The sequence below is a fragment of the Bordetella muralis genome, assembly GCF_054781015.1.
The window spans coordinates 1122611-1142012 of the sequence record NZ_BAAGVF010000008.1; the positions used below are offsets into that span (position 1 = coordinate 1122611).

General features: G+C 60.2%; 18 protein-coding genes. 14 read left to right on the plus strand and 4 right to left on the minus strand.

Annotated elements, in window-relative coordinates:
• Positions 1–494 precede the first annotated feature (494 nt).
• A complete protein-coding gene (leuA, locus tag ACYVIT_RS22895; protein ID WP_415804763.1) occupies positions 495–2207 on the plus strand; it encodes a 2-isopropylmalate synthase in 1713 nt (570 codons plus the stop codon).
• Positions 2208–2405: 198 nt separating this feature from the next.
• Here the strand turns inward: leuA and ACYVIT_RS22900 are convergent, their stop codons facing one another.
• On the minus strand, positions 2406–3695 hold the full coding sequence (locus ACYVIT_RS22900) for an amidase (protein WP_415804838.1): 1290 nt from the start codon (positions 3693–3695) through the stop codon (positions 2406–2408).
• Positions 3696–3971: 276 nt separating this feature from the next.
• Between ACYVIT_RS22900 and ACYVIT_RS22905 the strand changes: the two genes are divergently transcribed.
• From ACYVIT_RS22905 to ACYVIT_RS22950, 10 genes are all read left to right on the plus strand, one after another.
• Positions 3972–5093: a LacI family DNA-binding transcriptional regulator gene (locus ACYVIT_RS22905; protein ID WP_415804765.1), complete on the plus strand. Its 1122-nt coding sequence runs from the start codon at positions 3972–3974 to the stop codon at positions 5091–5093.
• The gene (locus tag ACYVIT_RS22910) at positions 5090–6100 is read left to right on the plus strand and encodes an ABC transporter substrate-binding protein (RefSeq protein ID WP_415804766.1); all 1011 of its coding nucleotides are present in this window, start codon (positions 5090–5092) and stop codon (positions 6098–6100) included. Before ACYVIT_RS22905 ends, ACYVIT_RS22910 begins: the two co-directional genes overlap by 4 nt.
• A gap of 42 nt (positions 6101–6142) precedes the next feature.
• Positions 6143–6958: an ABC transporter permease gene (locus ACYVIT_RS22915; protein ID WP_415804767.1), complete on the plus strand. Its 816-nt coding sequence runs from the start codon at positions 6143–6145 to the stop codon at positions 6956–6958.
• Positions 6959–6966: 8 nt separating this feature from the next.
• Complete coding sequence (locus ACYVIT_RS22920; protein ID WP_415804768.1) at positions 6967–7791, plus strand: ABC transporter permease; 825 nt, start codon at positions 6967–6969, stop codon at positions 7789–7791.
• A complete protein-coding gene (locus tag ACYVIT_RS22925; RefSeq protein WP_460478292.1) occupies positions 7788–8801 on the plus strand; it encodes an ABC transporter ATP-binding protein in 1014 nt (337 codons plus the stop codon). Before ACYVIT_RS22920 ends, ACYVIT_RS22925 begins: the two co-directional genes overlap by 4 nt.
• Positions 8802–8824: 23 nt before the next feature.
• Positions 8825–9649 carry a phosphodiesterase gene (locus tag ACYVIT_RS22930; protein WP_415804770.1) on the plus strand — a complete coding sequence of 275 codons (825 nt, stop codon included), beginning with the start codon at positions 8825–8827 and terminating at the stop codon, positions 9647–9649.
• A gap of 146 nt (positions 9650–9795) precedes the next feature.
• Positions 9796–10875, plus strand: coding sequence for an ABC transporter ATP-binding protein (locus tag ACYVIT_RS22935; RefSeq protein WP_415804771.1), 1080 nt, complete (start codon positions 9796–9798; stop codon positions 10873–10875).
• A 10-nt stretch (positions 10876–10885) separates the two neighbouring features.
• A complete protein-coding gene (locus tag ACYVIT_RS22940; RefSeq protein ID WP_415804773.1) occupies positions 10886–12181 on the plus strand; it encodes an ABC transporter substrate-binding protein in 1296 nt (431 codons plus the stop codon).
• A gap of 24 nt (positions 12182–12205) precedes the next feature.
• Positions 12206–13069 carry a carbohydrate ABC transporter permease gene (locus ACYVIT_RS22945; protein WP_415804839.1) on the plus strand — a complete coding sequence of 288 codons (864 nt, stop codon included), beginning with the start codon at positions 12206–12208 and terminating at the stop codon, positions 13067–13069.
• Complete coding sequence (locus ACYVIT_RS22950) at positions 13066–13866, plus strand: carbohydrate ABC transporter permease (protein WP_094824040.1); 801 nt, start codon at positions 13066–13068, stop codon at positions 13864–13866. Before ACYVIT_RS22945 ends, ACYVIT_RS22950 begins: the two co-directional genes overlap by 4 nt.
• Positions 13867–13901: 35 nt before the next feature.
• Here the strand turns inward: ACYVIT_RS22950 and ACYVIT_RS22955 are convergent, their stop codons facing one another.
• Together ACYVIT_RS22955 and ACYVIT_RS22960 are read right to left on the minus strand one after the other, a co-directional pair.
• Positions 13902–14219 carry a hypothetical protein gene (locus tag ACYVIT_RS22955; RefSeq protein ID WP_415804774.1) on the minus strand — a complete coding sequence of 106 codons (318 nt, stop codon included), beginning with the start codon at positions 14217–14219 and terminating at the stop codon, positions 13902–13904.
• Between the two features lie 19 nt (positions 14220–14238).
• Entirely contained in the window at positions 14239–14592 is a 354-nt protein-coding gene (locus tag ACYVIT_RS22960; RefSeq protein ID WP_415804775.1) for a DUF1840 domain-containing protein, read from the minus strand.
• A 273-nt stretch (positions 14593–14865) separates the two neighbouring features.
• Here ACYVIT_RS22960 and argS point away from each other — a divergent pair, with 273 nt between their 5' ends.
• The 3 genes from argS to ACYVIT_RS22975 all read left to right on the plus strand — a co-directional run bounded on the left by argS (position 14866) and on the right by ACYVIT_RS22975 (position 18039).
• Complete coding sequence (gene argS, locus ACYVIT_RS22965; protein WP_415804776.1) at positions 14866–16548, plus strand: arginine--tRNA ligase; 1683 nt, start codon at positions 14866–14868, stop codon at positions 16546–16548.
• A gap of 8 nt (positions 16549–16556) precedes the next feature.
• Complete coding sequence (locus ACYVIT_RS22970; protein WP_415804777.1) at positions 16557–17270, plus strand: SPOR domain-containing protein; 714 nt, start codon at positions 16557–16559, stop codon at positions 17268–17270.
• Positions 17271–17409: 139 nt separating this feature from the next.
• Positions 17410–18039 carry a thiol:disulfide interchange protein DsbA/DsbL gene (locus ACYVIT_RS22975; RefSeq protein ID WP_415804778.1) on the plus strand — a complete coding sequence of 210 codons (630 nt, stop codon included), beginning with the start codon at positions 17410–17412 and terminating at the stop codon, positions 18037–18039.
• A gap of 111 nt (positions 18040–18150) precedes the next feature.
• Here ACYVIT_RS22975 and metC read toward each other — a convergent pair whose 3' ends face one another.
• A complete protein-coding gene (gene metC, locus ACYVIT_RS22980; RefSeq protein ID WP_415804779.1) occupies positions 18151–19356 on the minus strand; it encodes a cystathionine beta-lyase in 1206 nt (401 codons plus the stop codon).
• Between the last annotated feature and the right edge of the window lie 46 nt (positions 19357–19402).

A 19402-nucleotide genomic window follows, 5' to 3' on the forward strand; every position in this document is an offset into this window, starting at 1 on the left:
GACTTGGCATCCAAAATGTACCTCCCGGGCAGATCCGCCCGCCTGCTGCTTTGTTTCCGACCAATCCGCAAGGCTTATTGCCGTGAGGCGGACAGCATGCGGCGAGCGCCGTGTGATGCTTTTTACGCTCGTCCCGCCCGTGTCCGTTGCATCTTGGCCAAAAATGTGTTTGACTATCGTCTTATGGCCGATATCCGAATCCCCCTCGCGATTGCCTCCGGACGCTTCAGCGCACCGGGTGCCGGCCTGCGCGCTCGTATTTCCCTCATCGCGCTATCGCTACACCTACCGATCGGTTGCCGGGCCTCGCGCCTGTGGTAGCTCGGCAGCCTCGTACGCCACAAGTTTCTCTGTTCACTTATTGATTCCAGTCGGCCCATCCACGGTCCACTGACGGTCCAGGCCTAGAACCCTGACCAGCCGAACAGAGCATGCCGGTAACAAAACCCGGAAATACTTATCCCGCCACCCCCGGGACTACTGATCAAGGTGTAATGATGCTTGCCAACCCCGCTACCAAATACGTACCGTTTGCCCCGTTCGCGCGTGACTTTTCCGAACGCACCTGGCCCAGCCGCCGCATCACGCAGCCGCCCATCTGGATGAGCACCGACTTGCGCGACGGCAACCAGGCGCTGATCGAACCGATGAGCATCGAACGCAAGCTGCGTTTCTTTGAACAGCTGGTCAAGATCGGCTTCAAGGAAATCGAAGTCGGTTTTCCGTCCGCCTCGCAAACGGATTTCGATTTCGTACGCAAGCTGATCGACGAGAAACGCATTCCCGATGACGTCACCATCATCGTTCTGACCCAATCACGCGAAGACCTGATCAGCCGCACGGTCGAATCGGCAGCCGGCGCCAAGCAAGCGATGGTGCACCTGTACAACGCGTGCGCACCGGCGTTTCGCAAGATCGTCTTCAACATGAGCAAAGACGAGATCAAGCAAATCGCCGTCACCGGTACGCAGTTGATCAAGCAACACATGGCCAAGTATCCGGAGACGCAATGGCGCTACGAATACTCGCCCGAAGTCTTCAGCACCACCGAACCTGAATTCGCGCTCGAAGTCTCCAATGCCGTCGCCGAAACCTGGGGCGCCACGCCGCAGAAAAAAATGGTGCTGAATCTGCCCGCAACGATCGAGGCGACCACGCCGAATCTGTATGCCGATCAGATCGAGTGGATGCATAAGAACCTCGCTCGCCGTGACAGCATCATCATCAGCGTACATCCGCATAATGACCGCGGCACTGCTGTCGCTGCCGCCGAGTTTGCCGTGATGGCCGGCGCCGATCGTATCGAGGGCTGCCTGTTCGGCAGCGGTGAACGTACGGGTAACGTCGACCTGGTCACGCTCGCGCTGAACCTCTACACCCAAGGCGTGCACCCGGGCCTGGACTTTTCCGATATCGACGAAGTGCGCCGTTGTGCCGAGTACTGCAATCAGTTGCCCGTGCATCCGCGCCATCCTTATGCGGGCGATTTGGTGTTCACGGCCTTTTCCGGCTCGCATCAGGACGCCATCAAAAAGGGCTTTGCTCAACAGCAGGCCGATGCCGTTTGGGAAGTCCCCTATTTGCCTATCGACCCGGCCGACCTCGGCCGCAGCTACGACGCCGTCATCCGCGTCAACAGCCAATCGGGCAAGGGCGGTGTCTCGTACCTGCTCGAACAAGAACATGGCCTGGTCTTGCCGCGCCGCCTGCAAATCGAATTCAGCCGCGCCATTCAACGGGTCACCGACGAAACCGGCCGCGAAGTCACAGCGGATGACGTTCACACGATCTTCAGCAGCGAATACCTGGAACAACATACGCCCTGGAAGCTGGTGCGCCACCGCATCGAGGGCGATCCGTCTGCCGGTGAAGGCAAGCAATTCAACATCCAGGTCGAGCTGGACTACAACGGTGAACGCCGCGTCGTCACGGGCTCGGGCGATGGCGCCATCTCGGCCTTTGTGAACGCGTTGGATATTCCCGTGCGCATCATGGATTACCACGAGCACGCCATCGGCACGGGCACAGATACCCGCGCGGCCAGCTATGTTGAGCTGCGCGTCGGAGACTCCGCAACCGGCTTTGGCGTCGGCATCGACCGCGATATCGTCACCGCCTCGTTCCGCGCCGTGCTCGGCGCCGTCAACCGTCATTTGTCGCGCGTTACTGCCGAACAAGCTGAAAGCGAGACGGCCCAGGCTGCGTGATCCGCAGTCCTGGGTAACCATGAAAAGCCCGTCTACTTGAACTGCCCACAAGGAAGTTGAAGTCCAAAAGCCGGGCTGAATTGAAAAGGCCTGAGTCCGATTCTGCATCGGACTCAGGCCTTTTAGCTTGTGTTCTATGAGGCAACCATGGAGTCGCGGCGCATGCAGTCATGCCGTCGGTCCATACTATGGCGCTGATCAATCCACGTCATCGGGACGCAGCACATTCAAAAGCCACCGGGCGAGGGCGAGCGTACGCCTGTCGTCGCCACTGCGCCCCACCACCTGCAATCCCACAGGCAGGCCCTGAGGACCGGTGTAGAACGGCAGATGCACGCAAGGTGCACCGAACAGTGTCCACACGCGGCAGAACAAAGGATCGCCCGTACCCTGGTCAAAAAAAGGAGCCTCGCCGCTGGCGCTGGGCGCCAAGATAACGTCGTACTGCTCAAACCAATCCAGCGCACGCTGGCGGCCTTCTTCGACGCGGACCAGATTCGCGCGATGCTCCTCTGCAGTGATCTGGGATCCAGCATCCAGCAAAGCCTGTAGCGAGCTGCTCAGACTCGCTCGATGACGCGTGCGCTCGAAAGCCAACGACTGCGCCATCTCAAAGCCCATGATATCGGCGTGCACCTGCACCAGGGAACACAGTATCGGTGGCAGCTCCACCTCATCGATCTGCGCACCCGCACGCGACAGCACGCTCGCAGCCTGTGCATAGGCATCGCGCGTGGCATGATCCGTATGCCGCCATTGCGAGGTGCGATACATGCCAATACGAGGCTTGGCATCGTAGTCGAGTTCGCGCAGCTCGGGATCACGCATCAGCACAGAGGCTAACAATGCAACATCGTCAACCGAGCGTGCGAAGCCGCCAATGGTGTCCAATGAATCGGCGGTTGTCTTTAAACCGGCGCGTTGAATGCGGCCAAAGGAAGGTTTGTATCCGACAACGCCACAATAGGCGGCAGGACGAATGATCGAACCGGCGGTCTGAGTGCCCAGCGCCAGTGGCACCATATGATCGGCCACTGCAGCCGCAGAGCCGCTGGATGAACCGCCTGGACTGTAAGCCGGATTGTGTGGATTACGTGTGGGGCCCGCTTGAAAGGTTGCGAACTCCGTCGTTACGGTTTTGCCCGCTACCACGGCTCCCGCCTCGCGGCACAACGCGACCGCTGCCGCGTCCATAGACGGCTGATGATCGTCATAGATGGGCGAGCCATAGCGCGTGGGCAAATCGCTGGTCGCGAAGATGTCTTTCACACCGATCGGCAAACCATGCAAAACCCCTTGCGTGCTCGACCGGTCCAACTCGCGGGCACGCGTCAGCGCGAGCTCCTTGTCCAAGGCAGCCCATGCACGCACCACGCCCTCACGCTGTTCGATGCGCGCAAAACACGCCCGTAGCAATTGCTCGGCGCTCAATTCGCGACGTGCCAATAGCTGCGCCGCACGCGTTGCGCTCAGACGATTCAGTTCAATAGTTTTTTTCTGCTGCACACCCATACCCCTTCCCCGGGATGATCCTCAATTTTGCGTCCTACAGATGTAGCACAGGCGCACCATCTTTATTGCGTTGCGGCAACATTGGTTTTCTGTAAGTTCATACGACAAAAAAATGTCACGATCATGAACTCGTGCCGCATCGCAACACCGATTTTCATTGGCACTGCCATACAAGCACGATACCGTATCTCGTGAAATCTGGCTGTCATGTATTACCCCTAAGATGAAATCGTTTTCATTGCCGAGCCTGCCGTGACCGCAAAAACACCGCACCGACCGTCGATACTGGAGATCGCCAAGCAGGCCGGCGTATCGCCTGCGACGGTTTCGCGCGCCTTCAACCAACCCGAGCTGCTGCGCCCCGAAACGCGTGCGCATATCGCCGCTGTCGCGCAACGCATCGGATTTCGCCCCAACCGGGTGGGCCGCAGTTTGCGCGCCGGCCGCACGCGTACCATCGGTCTGTTGCTGCCTACGCTGGCCAATCCGGTATTCGCAGATTGTTTCGAAGGCGCCGAGCAATACGCACGCAAAGCGGGCTATAGCGTCATGATGGGGATCACGGGCTACGACCCGTCGGTGGAATCGGAATGTGTGCAAGCCTTGATCGATCATCAGATCGATGGCTTGATCCTGACAGTGGGAAATCCCTCGCGCAATGCGACTTTGCGCGCGTTGGATGAAGCAGGCATGCCGCACATTCTGGCCTATAACGAATCAAACTCGCACCCTTTTGTCTCGGTTGATAACAAGGCCGCCGCACATGACATGGTGTCGCGTCTGAGCGCACTGGGCCATCGGCGCATTGCCTTTGTCAGCGGCCCATTGACGGCGTCGGATCGCGCGCGACGCCGCCTGCAAGGCGCGCAGGCCTGTGCGAAAACGGCAGGCTTGCCTCCGATTGCGCACTGGGTCATGCCTGCGCACACCGAGTCCAGCGCGCCGATGCTGCGTGACATGCTGGCGCATCCAGATGCCCCCAGTGCATTGTTTTGCTCTAACGATCTGCTGGCCGTCTCCGTCATTGCCCAACTCGCTTCGCTGGGGATACGCGTACCCGATGACGTTGCTGTCTGCGGATTCGACGGTGCAAGCATTGGCGCACTCATGGTCCCGGCGCTGACCACGGTGGCACAACCGAGCCGCGAAATTGGCGCGACAGCGTGCGCCTTATTACTGGGCTGCCTGGAGGGAGACAAACCCTCATCAGTCAGGCTGCCACACCGTATTTCCGATGGCGGCACGGCTACTGCGCTCTGCATTACCAACCCGTCTGAAGAAGCAAAACGCCCTCATGAAGGGCAGCGTCGCCGCGCTGCAGCAAGCGTGGCGGCGCATTCTTTTCCCCCCTCGCCAAGGAAACGTTCGACATGAAATCCCTCGTCCATTGCGTGTTACGCGCTGCCACATTGGCGCTTTCTCTGACAGGCGCATCGGCCTACGCGCAAAACGCAATCTGCTACAACTGTCCACCCGAGTGGGCGGATTGGGGCACACAGCTCCAAGCCATCAAGAAAGCCACCGGCATCACCGTACCTGCAGACAACAAAAACTCGGGACAATCGCTAGCCTCCATCGCGGCGGAAAAAGGCAATCCCGTGGCCGATGTCGTGTACTACGGCGTCACGTTTGGTATCCAGGCTGCCCAGGACGGACTGGTGCAAAACTACAAGCCGCAACATTGGGATCAAATTCCCGCCGGCATGAAAGATCCTGATGGCAAGTGGTTCGCCATCCATTCGGGCACGTTGGGCCTGATGGTCAACGTCGACGCCCTCGATGGCAAGCCTGTTCCGCGTTCGTGGGCCGATCTGCTCAAGCCTGAGTACAAGGGCATGGTTGGTTATCTGGATCCGGCCTCGGCCTTTGTCGGCTATGTCGGCGCCGTCGCCATCAACCGCGCGCTGGGAGGCACGCCGGATAACTTCGACCCGGCCCTCAAGTGGTTCAAGGACATGAAGGCCAACCAACCCATCGTGCCTAAACAAACGGCGTATGCGCGCGTCTTGTCGGGCGAAATTCCGATCTTGATCGACTACGACTTCAATGCGTATCGGGCCAAATATAAGGACCACAGCAACGTTGAATTCGTGATCCCCGCCGAGGGCACGATCGCCGTGCCTTACGTTATGAGCCTGGTGGCCAATGCACCGCATGCCGACAATGGCAAGAAAGTGCTGGACTTTACGTTGTCGGATGCGGGCCAAGCCATCTGGGCCAACGCGTTCCTGCGTCCCGTGCGGCCGGAAGCCATGTCGGCCGAAGCACAGAAAAAATTCTTGCCTGAGGCAGAGTATGCTCGCGCCGGTACGGTGGACTACGTCAAAATGGCCGAAGGTCAGCGCGCGTTTTCGCAGCGGTACGCCAAAGAGGTGAACTGATGTTCTGCGTGCTTGTCGGCATTGTCCTGGGAGTGCACTGAAATGGGACGTCGCGGATGGATTTGGTTTGCGGCGCCTGCTGCCACGCTGTTTCTGGCATTCTGGCTGTTGCCCATGGCAGGGCTGGCGCTGGCAGGCGCAGAAAGCCGCAACGGGCAATCGGCCTACTGGACGGTGCTGACGGGCACGCAGTATTGGATCAGTTTGTTCAATACCGTCGTGCTGTCACTGGCCGCGACGTTGGCCACATTGCTGGTGGCGTTGCCGGTGGGCCGCTTTCTGGCCCGCCATCGGCATTTTGCCGGACGCCGCTTGCTGATTTCCTTGCTGATGTTTCCATTGGCCTTTCCGGGTGTAGTCGTCGGGTTCCTGATCATCTTGCTCGCGGGACGTCAGGGGATCATTGGCGCACTCACGAAATGGCTCACCGGTGATACCGTGGTGTTTGCCTATGGCATGGCCGGACTGTTTTTGGGTTATCTGTATTTTTCGCTGCCGCGTTGTGTCGGTGTGCTGACGGCGGCGGCCGAACAAATTGATCAGAGCTTGCTCGAGGCCGCACGGACATTGGGCGCGAGCCCGTGGCGTCGCTTCATGGATATTGAATTACCGGCATTGACGCCTGCCTTGATCGGCGCAGGTGCGATGAGTTTTGCGACCAGCATGGGCGCATTCGGTACGGCGTTCACATTGGCAACACAAATCGACGTGCTGCCCATCACTATCTATAACGAGTTCACCAACTACGCGAACATCCCGGTCGCCGCGGCACTGTCTATCGTGCTGGGCCTGGCCACGTGGGCAGTGCTGTATCTCGCTCATAGTCTGGCGGGAGCCCGCGCAGGTGCGGCTGCGTGATGAGGTCCATGATGCATGCTTCCAAATTTGATACGCGCTTGGGACTGACCGTCACGCTGGCGGTCGCGGCGTTCTTGATCGGCCCCGTTGTGCTGTCCGTCCTGGCGGGTCTCACCAACAATTATTTTGTCGGACTTTCCAGCGGACTGACGCTGCGATGGGTGGCCGAGGTGTGGGCACTCTACGCCGATACCATCTGGCGTTCGTTCGCAGTAGCGTTGTTAACCCTGGCGATTTGTACGCTCGTCGGTGTCCCTGCGGCGTGGGTGCTCACGCTGCATCGCGGGCGTCTGGCTCGCGCGCTGGAGGAACTGTTGACCTTGCCCGTTGCCGTCCCGGGCCTGGCCTCGGCGCTGGCCCTGATCGTATCGTGGGGCACCGTCAGCGGGCTGCGCGGCAGCGTCTGGTTCATCGTGATCGGACATGTGTTGTTCACGCTGCCATTCATGGTGCGTGCCGCGCGCGCCAGCATGCAAGGCGCTGACCTGGCAACGCTGGACGAGGCCGCCTCGACGCTGGGCGCAACACGCATACAGCGTTTTTTGCACATTGTCGTGCCCAATGCCGCGCCCGGCATCGTCACTGGCGCGTTGACCGTGCTGACGCTATCGATCGGTGAATTCAATCTGACCTGGTTGCTGCACACGCCGTTGACCAAGACTTTACCTGTCGGGCTGGCCGACAGCTATGCCTCGATGCGATTGGAGATCGCATCGGCATATACCCTGGTCTTTCTGTTGATGCTGATCCCGCTACTGGTAGGCCTGCAATGGCTGGCTGCGCGCGGCGATCGGCCCGCCCACACACCTGTTATCCGGACTTCTTCATCATGACCGACCCTGTCGCTATTACGCTCGGCGGCTGCGCCAAGACCTGGCCAGATGGAACGCGCGCCCTGCATCCCATTGATCTGCACGTGCAGGGCGGCGAAACGCTGGCATTACTGGGTCCATCAGGCTGTGGAAAAACGACGCTGCTGCGTCTGATCTGTGGCCTGGAGCAGGCCGATGCCGGCGCGTCTATTCGTTTCGGCAATGACGAGGTATCACAGCTCTCGCCAGAAGATAGAGGCGTAGGCGTAGTGTTCCAAAGCTATGCTTTGTTTCCCAACATGACGGTCGTGCAGAACGTGGCGTATGGTCTGCGCGTGCGCAATATCAACGCGAGCGAGCGCGAACGGCGCGCACGCGAACTGCTGGCGCTGGTGCGCCTGGAGGTCTATGCCGATCGGCGCATCGATCAGTTGTCCGGTGGACAGCGTCAGCGCGTGGCCCTGGCCCGTGCCCTGGCTATCGAGCCGCGTGTGCTATTGCTTGACGAGCCGCTGACGGCACTGGATGCCAAACTGCGTGAGCATCTGCGCGTGGAGTTGGCGCAGATGCTGCGTGAATTACGCATCACCACGGTCATCGTCACGCACGACCAGGACGAAGCGATGATGCTGGGTGACCGCATCGCCGTCATGTCTGCAGGGCATCTGGAACAAGTCGGCACCGCAGAAACCCTGTATCAAGAGCCGGCCAGCGATTTCGTCGCGGAGTTTCTCGGCACCTTGTGCCGCGTCCGTGCGCGGCTGCACGATGGCAGGTTGATTGCCGGTGATGATGCCGTCGCGTTTCGTCCGCATGAGGCGCAACTCGAGGCGCCTCACGACAGCGCATTGACAGGCCGTGTGCTGGCCCGCTTCTTTCTCGGCAGTTCAGTCCGCTACGAAATCGGCCTGGACGACGGTCAGCGATTTCCGGTGGTTGCCCCCGCACATAGTCAACATGCCGCAGGCGATCACGTCAGCATTGTGCTGGCGAGGTCCGCGATTGCGTTGCCTGCTGCCGGCCATATTTAACGACTCTCACCTATACACTCATCATGCTCATCGCACAGATTACTGATTTGCATATCCGCATGCCGGGCCAGAAAGCCTATCGCGTGGTCGAAACCGACCGATATCTGCCGCCTGCCATCGAAGCATTGAACCGCCTCGATCCCGCGCCCGATCTGGTCATCATCAGTGGAGATCTCACCGATTTTGGCCGGCCGCAGGAATACGCCCATCTCAAAAATATGCTGGATGCTTTGCATGCGCCGTATTTTTTGATGCCCGGTAATCACGATGCGCGCGAAGCATTATTGGCGGCCTTTCCCTCGCACGCCTATCTGCAGGGTGCAAACGGCTTTGTTCAATACGCGGTCGAGGATCACCCTCTGCGCCTGTTGATGCTGGACACGGTCGTGCCGATGCAAAGCCACGGCACATTGTGCTCGCAGCGGCTGGATTGGCTGCGTGAACGCCTCGCGGAACAACCGGGCCGGCCCACCGCGATTGCCATGCATCACCCGCCGTTCATTACCGGCATTGCTCACATGGATGCAATTGGCCTGCTCTCGGGTGCGCCCGAGCTGGAACAGATCGTCGCCGCGCATCCCAATGTGGAACGCATTCTGTGCGGCCATCTGCACCGCACCATTTTTCAGCGTTTTGGCGGCACTATTGCCTCGACTTGCCCGAGTCCGGCGCATCAAGTCGCACTGGATTTACGGCCGGATGGCCCCTCTGCTTTTGTCATGGAGCCACCGGGTTTTCACTTACATGAATGGCGTAACGGCGTCCTGGTCACGCACCATGCCTACATCGGCGACTATCCCGGCCCCTATCCGTTTCACGAAGAGGGCGGCGTCCTGATCGATGAGTAATTGGTGCTGCAGGCGTGGCCCTGACACGGCCACGTCATGTTTGCACCGCAGAATGAAAAGGATTTCATTTACCCCCAGAATAGGAGGTTCGCGCCCCCAGGGGTTCACACCGCCGCACGCATATCCGATTCCACCCAACGATCATTATGTCCACGCTCATCCTGGAAGACCTGACCAAACAGTACGGCGATGCGGCTGCCATCCAGGGCGTCAGCTTCACTGCGCCTGCGGGGAGTTTTACGGTGCTGCTGGGACCATCAGGCTGCGGCAAATCGACGACGCTGCGCATGATCGCAGGACTCGACACGCCGACGTCGGGCCACATTCGTATCGGGGATCGCGATGTCACGCATCTGCCGCCGTCCCAACGGCGCATCTCGATGGTGTTCCAGTCGTATGCGTTGTTTCCTCACCTATCGGTGCGCGAGAATATTTTGTTTGGCCTGAAGGTTCGCAAAGAACCGTCTGCCGACTATCCTCGCCGGCTCAAGCGCGTGGCGGATTTGCTGGGCTTGACGGCCCTGCTGGATCGCAAGCCCTCGCAGTTGTCAGGCGGGCAACAACAACGGGTGGCATTAGGGCGTGCAGTCATTTCAGAGGCACCGGTATGCCTGATGGACGAACCGCTTTCGAATCTGGATGCACAGTTGCGCCATGAGATGCGGCGCGAGATCCGCGCCTTGCAACAGTCGCTCGGGATCACCATGGTGTATGTCACGCACGATCAGACCGAGGCCATGAGCATGGCCGATCAGGTCGTGTTGCTGCGTGATGGACGCATCGAGCAACGCGACACGCCTGATGGCTTGTATGCACGGCCTGCCACTGAGTTTGCGGCGCGTTTTATCGGCACACCGCCGATGAACCTCATGGACTTGTCTACACAAGGCAACGGCCTCGGCATCGCCGGCACAGAAAGCCTGCCGGCCATCGCAGCCCCTGTTCAAGCAAAGCGTCTAGGCGTTCGGCCGGAACATATTCGGATTGACGGCGATGGCCGTCCTGCTGTCGTGGAAAGCGTCGAATATTTTGGCGCAGATTCCATTGTGGTGTGCCGGATCGGTACTTGTAGCGGCATTGCCGTACGTGCGCCAGGCCATTTACGGGCTGCGGCTGGCGATGCGGTGAAGCTGACGTGGCAACCCGAGCACCAGCATTTTTTCGCCGCCGATGCGGCCGCTATTACCCCCTCTGGGCGCTCAGGCGCCGACTCTCCATCCCTTTAGGAAAGCCATCATGCGACGCACCGCTCTCAAAGCCATTGCAGCCGGTCTGGCTGGCGCCGTTCTGTCACTGCCTATTTACGCGCAGGCCAAACCTGTCGAAGTCGAGTTCTATTACCCCGTTGCCGTCGGCGGTCCGATCACCAAAATCGTCGACGACATGGTGGCCGCATTCGAAAAAGAAAATCCCGACATCGACATCAAGCCTATCTACGCGGGCTCGTATCAAGACTCGATCGCCAAGGCATTGACGGCGCTCAAGGGCGGCACGCCCCCGCAACTGGCGGTGCTGTTATCGACCGACATGTTTACGCTGATCGATGAAGACGCCATTGTCCCTATCGACGGCCTGGCGAAATCCGATGCCGACAAAAAATGGCTGGGCAGTTTTTATGATGCGTTCATGCAGAACAGCCGCACCGGCGGTCATGTGTGGGGCGTACCGTTTCAGCGCTCGACCATCGTGATGTACTACAACAAGGATCTGTTCAAAGAAGCCGGCCTGGATCCTGAACGCGCGCCCGCGACCTGGGACGAGTTGGTTGAATACAGCAAGAAGCTGACCAAGAAAGACGCCTCCGGCAACGTCACGCAGTGGGGCCTGGAAATCCCGTCGGGGGGTGCCTTTGCATATTGGCTGTTCCAGGCATTGACCACGCCCAACGATGCCATATTGATGAACGAAGCAGGCAACGAAGTCTATCTGAACAAACCCGGCGCCATCGAAGCCGCCACGTTCTGGAATGATTTGTCGGCCAAGCACGGCGTCATGCCGCGTGGGACGATCGATTGGGGCACTACGCCCAAGGATTTCCTGGAAAAGAAGGCCGCCATTGTCTGGACCACCACCGGCAATCTGACCAACATCCGCAAGAATGCCAGCTTTCCGTTCGGTGTCGCCATGATGCCCAAGGCCAAACGCGGCGGCAGCCCGACGGGCGGCGGCAATTTCTATGTGTTCAAGAGCGGCACGCCGGAGCAACAGGCCGCGGCGCTGAAATTCGCGCAATGGGCCACGACGCCCGAACGCGCTGCGGACTGGAGTATTGCAACGGGCTACGTTGCCGTCACGCCTGCGGCCTGGTCCACCGACAAGATGAAAAAATACGCCGAGGAAGTCCCAGCCGCGACGGTCGCGCGTGACCAGTTGGATGTCAGCGTGGCGGAGTTCTCCACGCACGACAATCAGCGCGTGACCAAGACCCTGAACGATGCGCTGCAAGCCATGCTGACGGGCTCCAAGACCCCTGAGCAAGCACTTGGCGACGCGCAACGCGAAGCCGACCGCGTGCTGCGCAGCTATCGGTAAAGGCACCGTGCGATGAACAAGTCCATGCAAGCGGTCTACGGTTGGCTGCTGTTGCTGCCGGCGATCGTATTGCTGGCCGCGTTCACGCACTATCCTGCGCTGGCTACGTTGTGGCACAGCTTTTTCTCGACCCCGCGAGGCAGCCGTCCTGCGCGCTTCGTGGGGCTCGAGAACTACACGCTGATGCGCGATGATCCGGTGTTCTGGCAATCGCTATGGAACAACTTGTGGTTTGCCCTGGGTACGATTCCCACATCGATCGCGATCGCGCTCATCATGGCCTTGTGGGTCAATCGCAATTTGGCAGGGCGCGGCTTTCTGCGCATGGCGTATTTCACGCCCACGGTCCTGCCGATGGTGGCCGTGGCCAATATCTGGTTGTTTTTCTATACCCCGCAATATGGCCTGATCGCGCAGGTGCTGCAGATGTTCGGCATGCCCAGTCCGAACTGGCTGGGCAGCCGCGATACCGCGCTGCCGGCGTTGATGGTCGTGACGATCTGGAAAGAAGCCGGTTTTTTCATGATTTTTTATCTGGCTGCATTGCAGACGGTATCGCCGTCGCTGCGCGAAGCGGCGCTGTTGGAGGGTGCATCACGTTGGCAATATTTCCGCCGCGTGCTGTGGCCATTGCTGATGCCCACAACGCTGTTCGTGCTGGTCAACGCGCTGATCAATGCATTCCGGCTGGTGGACCATGTGGTGGTCATGACACGGGGCGGGCCCGATAACGCCAGTACCTTGTTGCTGTACTACATCTACCAGGTGGGTTTCAGTTTCTGGGACACCTCGTATGCCGCCACGCTGACCGTCGTGTTGTTGCTGATCCTGGCCATCACCGCATTGGTGAAGTTCCGCTGGCTCGATAGAAAGACGCACTACCAATGACCCACAAACTCGACACTCTGGGTGCCTGGCTGCTGGGCCTGCTGTGGATCTTGCCGCTGGCCTATGCCGTCTGGGCAGCGTTTCATCCGCCGGCCTATGCCACGCGTTTCGATCTGCTGGCGCCGTTGACGCTGGAAAACTTCAGCCGCGCCTGGCACGCGGCGCCGTTTCCACGGTATTTCCTGAATACGTTTCTACTGGTGACGATGGTGTTGGCGGCACAGTTGGTGTTGTCCACACTGGCGGGCTATGCCTTTGCACGCTTTGAATTCCGCGGTCGCGATGTCGCATTCATGCTGGTGCTGCTGCAACTGATGATCATGCCCGATGTATTGCTGGTGGAAAACTACCGCTCCATGAGCCTGTTGGGGGTGCGCGATACCGTCTTCGCAGTGGGTTTGCCATATTTTGCGTCGGCATTCGGCATCTTTTTGCTGCGGCAGACGTTCAAGACCGTACCGCGAGAGCTGGAGGAGGCTGCACGCGTAGAGGGAGCGGGTCCGTTGCAGATCTTGATGAAAGTCTACGTGCCGCTGGCCAAGCCGATTTACGTCGCGTACGGACTGGTATCGGTCAGCCACCATTGGAATAATTTTCTGTGGCCGCTGATCATCACCAATTCGGTAGAGTCACGGCCTCTGACGGTCGGTTTGCAGGTGTTTTCGTCGACGGACCAGGGCATCGACTGGTCCGTGATCACGGCAGCGACCTTGCTGTCGGCCGCCCCTTTATTGATCGCTTTTCTGCTGTTTCAGCGGCAATTCGTGCAATCGTTTATGCGAGCGGGAATCCGTTAGCGCGGCAGCGAAGCGAAACGCGGCTATCGAGACGATTAATAGCCAACCGACAGTCCCGGCAGGTCCACGATGACGCGGGGCTTGTCCAGGGCCAGCGCGGCATGCTGAGCGAATTCCTGGCTTTCCTTGGCGTCGGAGGTCAGGATTTCATACCCCAGGGCATCGGCCACGCCCATGATCTTGTCGAGCAGCAGCACCTTGCCACTGGGGCGCAGCGGTTCGCATCCGAGCGTATCCCAGGCTGCCTCGAACCAATCGCGCGCGTCGCTGGCAGCTTGCGCAGAGGGCTCAACATCGACGGAAAGATTGACCGTACGACGAGTATCGAAAATGACTGTCACATCGCTGCGCATGGCGCCCTCCATCTGTCCCTCACCAACCCTTGGTGGCTTCCCAGGTAACATCCTCGCCATCCGCCAGCGAACGGCGCATCATGTCCACGAGGGGATACGCCCGCTGGTGCAATTCCACATGCTGAGCCATGGCGGGGACGGATTTTTCCTCGTCTTCGTCAGCATCGTTCGCTTTTGACGGGTGGCCGCGTTCCTCGGCGTTGATCGCGGCCTCGATACCCGCAATGGCGGCGGGCAACTGCTCGACCGTAAAGACCCCACGCTCGGGCACCTGATCGCCTATCGACTTGCCTGCGGCACGCAACAATGGCGCGGCATTGGGCGACAACATCAGGACTTCAGCGACGGTTTTGGAGTGAAATTTGATAAGCATGTTGCGGACTTCCACAATGGACATTTGCATACACTACCGCAATGTGGCGCACACTGCCACTGGCAAGATACATAGTACGGATTTCCTCATGCGGGCGACAGCTTGAGATGAACCGCTACATTGCCGTTACACAGAGAAAACCGGCCAAATCACGCTATGATCTAGGGAATTCCCGTGAATGCCATGGTTCTTGATACGCCCGACATGGGCAGCCGGCTTGCCGTTGACTGGCATCTCGTCACTGATACTTAAAACTTTCTTCTGATTTCTCTCATGCTCCCTGAGCAACAACAACAACTCATCTCGCTGATTCAGGCCGCTGTCGCGCGCTGCCTGCCCGATGCCCAGGCCCAGGTGCTGCTGGAGCGTCCCAAAGTCGCCGCGCACGGCGATGTCGCGACCAATGTCGCCATGCAACTGGCCAAGCCCGCCCGCCGTAATCCGCGCGAATTGGCTCAGGGGATCGTCGATGCCCTGATGGCCGAGACCCCGGCGCGGGCGCTCATCGAGAGCGCCGAGATCGCAGGTCCCGGGTTCATCAATTTCCGCATCACTGCGGCCGCCCGACAGGCCGTGATCCAGGCGGTAGCCGAGCAGGGCGAGGCCTTTGGCCGCGCGCCCCGCAATGGCGAAAAAGTCCTGGTCGAATTCGTCTCGGCCAACCCGACCGGCCCGCTGCACGTGGGCCACGCTCGCCAGGCAGCGCTGGGCGATGCCATTTGCCGCTTGTATGAGGCCACCGGCCTGGATGTCACGCGCGAGTTCTACTACAACGACGCCGGCAACCAGATCCAGAACCTGGCCATCAGCGTGCAGGCGCGCGCCCGCGGCATTGCCCCCGACTCGCCGGATTATCCCGCCGATGGCTACAAGGGCGACTATATCGTCGAGATTGCCCAGGATTTCGTCGCCGGCAAAACGGTAACCGCCGATGACCAGGCAGTCACCGCCACGGGTAACGTCGACAACCTCGACGACATCCGCGTATTCGCCGTGGCGTATCTGCGCCGCGAACAGGATTTGGACCTGCAGGCATTCGGCCTGGCTTTCGACAACTACTATCTCGAAAGCTCGCTGTATACATCTGGCCGGGTCGAACAGACCGTCCAGGCCCTGATCGCCAAGGGCCATACCTACGAAGAAGGCGGCGCCCTGTGGCTGCGCACGACCGAGCTGGGTACGGGCGACGACAAAGACCGCGTCATGCGCAAAAGCGAGGGCGGCTATACGTATTTCGTCCCCGACGTGGCCTACCACAAGGCCAAATGGGAACGCGGCTTTCACCGTGCCGTCAACATTCAGGGCAGTGACCACCACGGCACGGTAGCACGCGTGCGCGCCGGCCTGCAGGCCCTCGAAGAGGGCATCCCGAAAGACTACCCGTCGTATGTGCTGCACAAGATGGTCAAGGTCATGCGCGGCGGCGAAGAGGTCAAGATCTCCAAGCGCGCCGGCAGCTACGTCACCCTGCGCGACCTGATCGACTGGGTGGGCCGCGACGCCGTTCGCTATTTCCTGATCCAGCGCCGCGCCGATACCGAATTCGTTTTCGATATCGATCTGGCACTGTCCAAGAGCGACGAAAACCCGGTGTACTACATCCAATACGCCCACGCCCGCATCTGCTCGATGATTGCAAATGCGGACGCCGACGACGCCAAGATCGCGCAGGCCGACGTGGCGCTGCTGACCGCGCCCTCGGAATTCGCCCTGATGCAACGTCTGGCTGGGCTCCCTCAGGTCGTGGCGCTCGCGGCGCAGGAGCTCTCGCCGCATCACATCGCGTTCTGGCTGCGTGATTGTGCCTCTGACTTCCACGCCTGGTATAACGCCGAACGTGTCCTGGTCGACGATGAGTCTCTCAAATTAGCCCGTCTGCGCCTGGCCGCCACCACCCGGCAGGTCCTGGCCAACGGGCTGGCGCTGCTGGGCGTATCGGCCCCGCAACGAATGTAAGCAGTTTCATGGCAACCAAACGCAAATCAACCTCCCGTCAGCCCCAACAACGCGGCAGCACCATGTACGGTGCGCTGGCCGGACTGCTCATCGGCCTCATCATCGCGGCCATCGTGGCGTTCTACGTCACCAAGGCCCCGATGCCTTTTGTAGACCGTGCCACACGCGATCCCGACCGGACCGAACAGCCCGATCCTCGCCTGGCGCCGGACCCGAATCTGGGACTGTATGGACGCGATGGCGCCGCAGGCATACCGCCCAGCGGCCCGACGGCCACGGCGCCCGCGCCTTTGCCCAATTTGCAGCCGGCTATCCCGACGCCTACGCCCGACACGCCCGCTAGCAAGCCGTCAGACGAACTGGGCGCGTTGATTGCGACGTTGCCGCCCAGCGGCGCCCAGGCGCCCGCTGCAGCACCGGCACCGGCCCCCGCCGCCACGCAAAAACGCCCGGCGGCAACTCCTGCCGCAGCCCCCCCAGCAGCCACATCCAGCGGCAAGTATTTTCTGCAGGCCGGCGCCTACCAGGGGGCAGCGGACGCCGAGGCGGTCAAAGCCCGCATCTTGTTGTTGGGCCTGCCCGTCGCCGTGCAGCGTGCCGAGGTCAATGGCAAACAGATCAACCGCGTACGAGTCGGTCCCTTTGCCCGGCTGGACGATATGAACCGCGCCCGAGGCCGTTTGGGCGAAAACAAGATCGAGACGGCTGTGGTGCGGCAGTAGGAAACATCAGGTGACGCATCATCTGGCGCCACCCGTCGAACCCGCCCACGGCCGTTGCACCTGGTAACCCCCGGAACTTATCTCGGGTACGATCAGTCTGTCACCGTAGCTAGTAACTATTTACTCAGGAATACGCACGATGCAGTTCTCCATGCTCACCCGCTTTGCCGCCGCCGCCGCGTTGGCTGCCACCACCTTGTTCGCCCCCGCCAGCCAGGCACAAAGCAACCAGCAGTATGTAGCGGTCAATCCGCCGCTGCCGTCTGACACCCCGGGCAAAATCGAGGTGCTGGAATTCTTTGCCTATACCTGCCCGCACTGCGCCACGATGGAACCCATGGTCGAGAGCTGGGCCAAGACCAAGCCGGACGATGTCGTGCTCAAGCAAGTTCCCATCGCTTTCAACGCCAGCATGAAGCCGTTGCAGCAGCTGTACTACACGCTGCAGACGCTGAATCGCCCCGACCTGCACACCAAGGTGTTCACCGCCATGCACGTCGAGCGCAAGCGCCTGTTCGACAAGAAAGCCATGGGCGATTGGGCGGCCGAGCAGGGTGTCGATCGTGCCCAGTTCGATTCGATTTTCGATTCGTTCAGCGTGCAGACCCAAGTGCAACGCGCCGATCAATTGGCTCAGGAATACAAGATCGACGGCACGCCGACGTTCAGCGTGGGCGGCAAGTTCATCACCTCGCCCAGCTTGGCGGGCAACAGCTACGAGGGTGCGATCCAGGAAATCGATCGCTTGATCCCGATGGCGCGCAAGTAAGCACGTGATCAAACCGCCTGTGATTCAGGCGGTTTTTTGTTGCCGGGCCGCCCAAAACAAAAAGCCCCTTGCGCGTAGCGTGGGGCTTTTTTTCGTTGAAACTCAATAGTTCTACTGTGGTTGTGACCCGCTGGCCTGATCCAGCGCCTGCGACAGATCGGCGATCACATCTGCCGGGTTTTCCAACCCGATATGCAGCCGCACCAATGCGTGATCACCGCCCGTCCAATAGCGATGCCGTGCAAGCTCGCCACGCGTCACCCACTGCACCAGGCTTTCGAAGCCGCCCCAGGAAAAGCCGATGCCGAACAGCTGCAACGCGTCCACGAAACGGCGCGAGGCTTCGGGAGAAAGGCGCAGCTCGACAGCCAACATGCCATTTGAACCAGTGCAGTCGCGCTGCCACAGCGCATGGCCCGTGTCGTCCCGCCAGGCGGGGTGATAAATGCGCGCGACCTCTGGGCGTCCCGCGAGAAACTCGCATACCTGCAGTGCATGATTGGCGTGTTGTGCCATACGGATGGGCAGGGTCCGCACCCCGCGCAGCGCCAGCCAGGCATCGTCGGCACTGATCGAATATCCCATGGCGTACTGCGTGCGATTCAGGCGCTGCGCAACCTCGGCATCATTCGTGACGACCGCGCCCAGCATCAGGTCCGAGTGTCCGCCCACGTATTTCGTGCCGGCCACGACCGAGACGTGCGCGCCCAACTTCAACGGCTGATAGATGTACCCCGATCCCCACGTGTTGTCGCAAGCCAGCACGAGGTCATGGCTGCGCGCAAACGCCGCCAATGCGGGAATATCCAGCATCTGGAACAGCAACGAACCCGGGGATTCGACGTACAACAGCCGGGTGTTCGGCCGCACCAAGGACTCCAGATCGTCATCCGCCGAGAAATAGGTGATCTCGATATTCAAGCGCTTGAGTAACGCCGCATCGAGTTCATATACCGGGCCATAGACGCAGTCGGCCACCAGCGCATGGTCGCCAGCGGAGAGCAGCGACAGCATCACCAAGGTGATGCCCGACATCCCCGAGGACGCCAGATAGGCATGCGTGCCGCCTTCGAGTTCGCAGAACACCTGCTCGAGCGCGGCATGCGTATCCATCCCCATGCGGCCATAGGTCGCGGCGCGCTGGCCAGACGCCTTGCGCCGCTGGGTGGCCTCGAGCGCGTCCAGATTCTGAAAGCGCACGGTGCTGGCTCGCATCGACGGCAGGTTGACCGGCGCCGCCCCCGTTTGCGGATTGAATGGCGCCGTGCCGGTATGCTGCAACAGCGTGTCGATATGCGAGACAGGATCTTTGGCCATAGGAATGCAATGAGGATGGACAGAAAACGGTCAGAACCTCGATATT

What these genes read in the sequence shown, in the direction of transcription:
- ACYVIT_RS22940 (WP_415804773.1), top strand. Translation starts at nt 10,886, where the DNA reads ATGCGACGCACCGCTCTCAAAGCCATTGCAGCCGGTCTGGCTGGCGCC.
- metC (WP_415804779.1), bottom strand. Translation starts at nt 19,356, where the DNA reads ATGGCCAAAGATCCTGTCTCGCATATCGACACGCTGTTGCAGCATACC.
- ACYVIT_RS22955 (WP_415804774.1), bottom strand. Translation starts at nt 14,219, where the DNA reads ATGCGCAGCGATGTGACAGTCATTTTCGATACTCGTCGTACGGTCAAT.
- ACYVIT_RS22920 (WP_415804768.1), top strand. Translation starts at nt 6,967, where the DNA reads ATGATGCATGCTTCCAAATTTGATACGCGCTTGGGACTGACCGTCACG.
- leuA (WP_415804763.1), top strand. Translation starts at nt 495, where the DNA reads ATGATGCTTGCCAACCCCGCTACCAAATACGTACCGTTTGCCCCGTTC.
- ACYVIT_RS22935 (WP_415804771.1), top strand. Translation starts at nt 9,796, where the DNA reads ATGTCCACGCTCATCCTGGAAGACCTGACCAAACAGTACGGCGATGCG.
- ACYVIT_RS22960 (WP_415804775.1), bottom strand. Translation starts at nt 14,592, where the DNA reads ATGCTTATCAAATTTCACTCCAAAACCGTCGCTGAAGTCCTGATGTTG.
- ACYVIT_RS22925 (WP_460478292.1), top strand. Translation starts at nt 7,788, where the DNA reads ATGACCGACCCTGTCGCTATTACGCTCGGCGGCTGCGCCAAGACCTGG.
- ACYVIT_RS22915 (WP_415804767.1), top strand. Translation starts at nt 6,143, where the DNA reads ATGGGACGTCGCGGATGGATTTGGTTTGCGGCGCCTGCTGCCACGCTG.
- ACYVIT_RS22910 (WP_415804766.1), top strand. Translation starts at nt 5,090, where the DNA reads ATGAAATCCCTCGTCCATTGCGTGTTACGCGCTGCCACATTGGCGCTT.
- ACYVIT_RS22970 (WP_415804777.1), top strand. Translation starts at nt 16,557, where the DNA reads ATGGCAACCAAACGCAAATCAACCTCCCGTCAGCCCCAACAACGCGGC.
- ACYVIT_RS22975 (WP_415804778.1), top strand. Translation starts at nt 17,410, where the DNA reads ATGCAGTTCTCCATGCTCACCCGCTTTGCCGCCGCCGCCGCGTTGGCT.
- ACYVIT_RS22950 (WP_094824040.1), top strand. Translation starts at nt 13,066, where the DNA reads ATGACCCACAAACTCGACACTCTGGGTGCCTGGCTGCTGGGCCTGCTG.
- argS (WP_415804776.1), top strand. Translation starts at nt 14,866, where the DNA reads ATGCTCCCTGAGCAACAACAACAACTCATCTCGCTGATTCAGGCCGCT.
- ACYVIT_RS22945 (WP_415804839.1), top strand. Translation starts at nt 12,206, where the DNA reads ATGCAAGCGGTCTACGGTTGGCTGCTGTTGCTGCCGGCGATCGTATTG.
- ACYVIT_RS22930 (WP_415804770.1), top strand. Translation starts at nt 8,825, where the DNA reads ATGCTCATCGCACAGATTACTGATTTGCATATCCGCATGCCGGGCCAG.